The sequence below is a fragment of the Streptomyces sp. NPDC038200 genome (genome assembly GCF_055600785.1).
Genome location: NZ_JBVJYH010000009.1, coordinates 311,051 through 314,352, shown reverse-complemented (window position 1 = coordinate 314,352; position 3,302 = coordinate 311,051). Strand labels below are relative to the sequence as shown.

Below are 3,302 nucleotides of genomic sequence, written 5' to 3'. Positions count from 1 at the left end.
GGGGGTACCTCCAGAAGTGTGGGCAGGCGTGGGCGCAGGGCGTGCCGGGACACGCCGACCGCGGTGATGTCACGCGGTCGGCGGTCGGGTGGCGCGGCAGCTGCGGTCAGGCAGCGAGTTCGCCGGCCTGGAGTTGCCAGAGGGATGCGTAGAGTCCGTGCTGGGCGAGGAGTTCGTCGTGGGTGCCCTGCTCGGCCACGACTCCGCCCTTGTCCAGGACGTAGATCCGGTCGGCGTGGCGGACCGTGGAGAGGCGGTGGGCGATGATCACCATGGTCCGGTCACCGGCGAAGACCCGGAGCGTGCGCTGGATGGCGGCCTCGGTCTCGTTGTCCACGGCGGAGGTGGCCTCGTCGAGGATCACGACCGGCGCGTCCTTGAGGATCGCGCGGGCCAGCGCGATCCGCTGCCGCTGGCCGCCCGAGAGGGCGGCGCCTCGTTCACCGATCACCGTGTCGTAGCCGTCCGGCAGCGTCGCGACGAAGGTGTGTGCCTCGGCCATCGTGGCCGCCTCGACCACGGCCTCGTCCGAGGCGTCGAAGCTGCCGTAACGGATGTTGTCGGCGATGGTGCCGTCGAAGAGGAAGGGGTCCTGGGCGACGAACCCGATCGCGTGGCGCAGATCGTGCCGTGACATGTCGCGCACGTCCCGACCGTCGAGCAGCACGCTGCCGAACTCGGCGTCCTGGAACCGCATCAGCAGCTTGGCGATCGTCGTCTTGCCGGAGCCCGTGGCGCCGACGAGGGCGGTGACCTGCCCGGCGGGCATGGTCAGGGAGAGGTCTTCCAGCGCCGGCGGGCGACCGGGGTAGGCGAAGGTCACGTTGTCCAGGACGAGTTCCCCGCGCACCGTCTCGGCGTCGAGCGGTCCGCCGGTGCCGTCGGTCTCGGCGGGCAGGGCGCGCAGCCGCTGGACCCGGTCGTACGCGGTGATCGTGCGCTGGTACTGGTCGACGATGCCGCCGAGCCGGTTCATCCGCAGCAGCACCATCTGGGGCAGTCCGATCAGCGGGCTGAACACCTCGAACGGCAGGCTGCCGTTGAGTACCGACCGGCCGCCGATCAGCAGGGTCCCGGCCATCGAGCTGGTCGTGCAGACCCGGACGATCTCGCCGTGGCGGATCGTGCTCCGGTCGGTCTGCTCGCTGCTCTCCTGGGCCTGTCCGCTCAGCCGGTCGATGCGCTCGGCCTCGTAGTCCTCGGTGCAGAAGCTCTTGACGGTGGCGCCGGCCTCCAGCGTGTTCACCAACTGGCTGTGCAGCCGGGCGCGCTGCTCGCCGGAGACGGCGTAGTCGGCCGCGACCTTGTCCTGGTAGTGGAACGACAGCCAGGCGACGACCGGGATGGGCAGGAACGCGATCCAGGCGATCTGCGGCGCCAGCAGCAGGAACAGCGGCACCAGGAGGGCCAGGCTGGTACCCAGTTGCAGCAGGTCGTTGGCCGACGTGGCGAAGAAGGTGCCCAGCTGCCGGACGTCCTCGGTGAGCGCGCCGGCGATCCGGGTGGTCCGCTCGCCTTCCAGGTGCCGCAGTTCGAGGTGCTGCACATGGGCGTACGTGCGGTTGCGCCAGTCGTGCTCGATGTCCTGGCCGAGCCGGCGCCACTGGAGGTTGGAGGAGTACGAGAGGCCCGCCACGGCGGCACAGGCGGCGGCCACCAGCCCCGCCAGCCCCCAGAGTTGAGCGGACGCGGTGGTCAGGCCGAAGCGGACGAGCGGCGCGGCCTCGCCCTTGATGAGGATCAGCGCGGTCCAGCCGAGGAAGGTGCCGAGCGCCATCTCCGAGACCTGGCAGGCGACCGACAGCGCGGACGCGCGGTAGAGACGCCGGCGGTGCGGTCCCACGATCTCCAGCAGGGGATGCCGTTCGGCTCCGGTTCCGGGCAGGTCCTGGGCCGCGTCGACCGTTCTGCGCCAGGCCTTGCGTACGACGGCCCCGGTCGCCACCGCCACGGCGCCCAGCGCCACCAGCTGCTTGCTCAGCGCCGTTCCGCGGATCAGGGCGATGCCGGCCGCCACCCCGCCCCCGACGGCGAGCACGGGGCGTACGGCGCCGTGCTCCGCGGGCGGGGTGGCTGCGGCGGCGGGCCGTTCCGGCGCCGGACGTCCCGCTCCGGCGGAGCCCTCCACGACCAGGGTGACGGCTCTGCGGAGGAGTCGGCCCACGTCCGCGGCCTGCACCCGCGCGTCGTGCCGCACGAGGACCCCGCCGGTGATCGGGCTGGCCTGCGCCTCGGTGATCCCGGGAAGGCGTCGCAGGACCGCGGCGAGGACTTCGGCCGCCCGAGGCCGCCCGAGAACCGGCTTCACGTCCCAGCGCTGGCGGCCCGGAATGACGGAACGCGGACGCACGTCCACATCCGCGGAGCGATTTCCGGCTGCGACAGCCAGCAGAGATGGCATGTGTACGATCACCTGTTTGTGGAGGTCGCAATAACCGTGACGAGCGCGACGAATCAATGCGACGGAGTGGAAAGTCCCGGGGAAAACGATGCGGCCGGCGGATGTGCGGCCGACCGCCACTCGGGCGCATTTCCCCGAGCCCGTGCGGCGGCCCGGGCCGCTGGACGAACCTTCAGCGCGCCTTGCCGGCGCCGGCCGTCGTCCGGATCTTCGGAGCCCTCGTCTCGCCCTCGGTCCGGGCGGCGGCCTCTCCGGCCTCGGCCTTCGGGGCGCCGCTCTCGGCGGCCTGCCGGCCGTCGGCCGTACGGGCTCCGACGTCACCGGCGGCGATCTGCGCCGACACCACCTCGGCGGCCACTTCGGCCGCGAGGTCGTGGAGGTTCTCTCCGGCCTCGTGGGTCGCCTTCTTCACCTCGAGGGCGAGACTGACGGACGTCTTGACGACGCCTCGCATCAGCGGCTTGATGAGACGCTTCGCCAGCGGCGCGGCGATGAGGCCGATCAGGAAGGGCGGTACTACGGGCGGCATGGTGCTCCATCCTCTCTACGCATACGTATGACGGGGACCCCCGGCACTGCAAAAACGGAGCAGTGCACAGTCGGGCGGACGGAAGCACCCGTTTCCTGAATGAGCGAATTCCCTGCGGGCCGAATATCTCGTCGAGAAGGTCCAGCACCCGCTCGTCCATCACCGTAGTCGACCCCTGTCCATCGGAGCCAAATAATCTCGACCGGTTTCACTCATGCGAGTGTTGTTGATCTTCCCGGGCAACGTTGATCGCCTTATGCGCCACTCACCGGTCGGTCTATTGGGCTGATATTCCTATGAATTAAGGGCTGTCGCGTTCGCGGGATGACGGGCCGGGTCGCCCGCGTGCCCCGCGTGTCGCACACCGTGCCG

At 70.6% G+C, this 3,302-nt stretch carries 2 protein-coding genes; both read right to left on the bottom strand.

Annotated elements, in window-relative coordinates:
- Window positions 1-106 precede the first annotated feature (106 nt).
- Complete coding sequence (locus ACZ7KF_RS21220; protein WP_471077012.1) at window positions 107-2,350, bottom strand: ABC transporter ATP-binding protein; 2,244 nt, start codon at window positions 2,348-2,350, stop codon at window positions 107-109.
- 223 nt (window positions 2,351-2,573) lie between these two features.
- Complete coding sequence (locus tag ACZ7KF_RS21215) at window positions 2,574-2,930, bottom strand: DUF5132 domain-containing protein (RefSeq protein WP_471077009.1); 357 nt, start codon at window positions 2,928-2,930, stop codon at window positions 2,574-2,576.
- Between the last annotated feature and the right edge of the window lie 372 nt (window positions 2,931-3,302).

What these genes read in the sequence shown, in the direction of transcription:
- ACZ7KF_RS21215 (WP_471077009.1), bottom strand. Translation starts at nt 2,930, where the DNA reads ATGCCGCCCGTAGTACCGCCCTTCCTGATCGGCCTCATCGCCGCGCCG.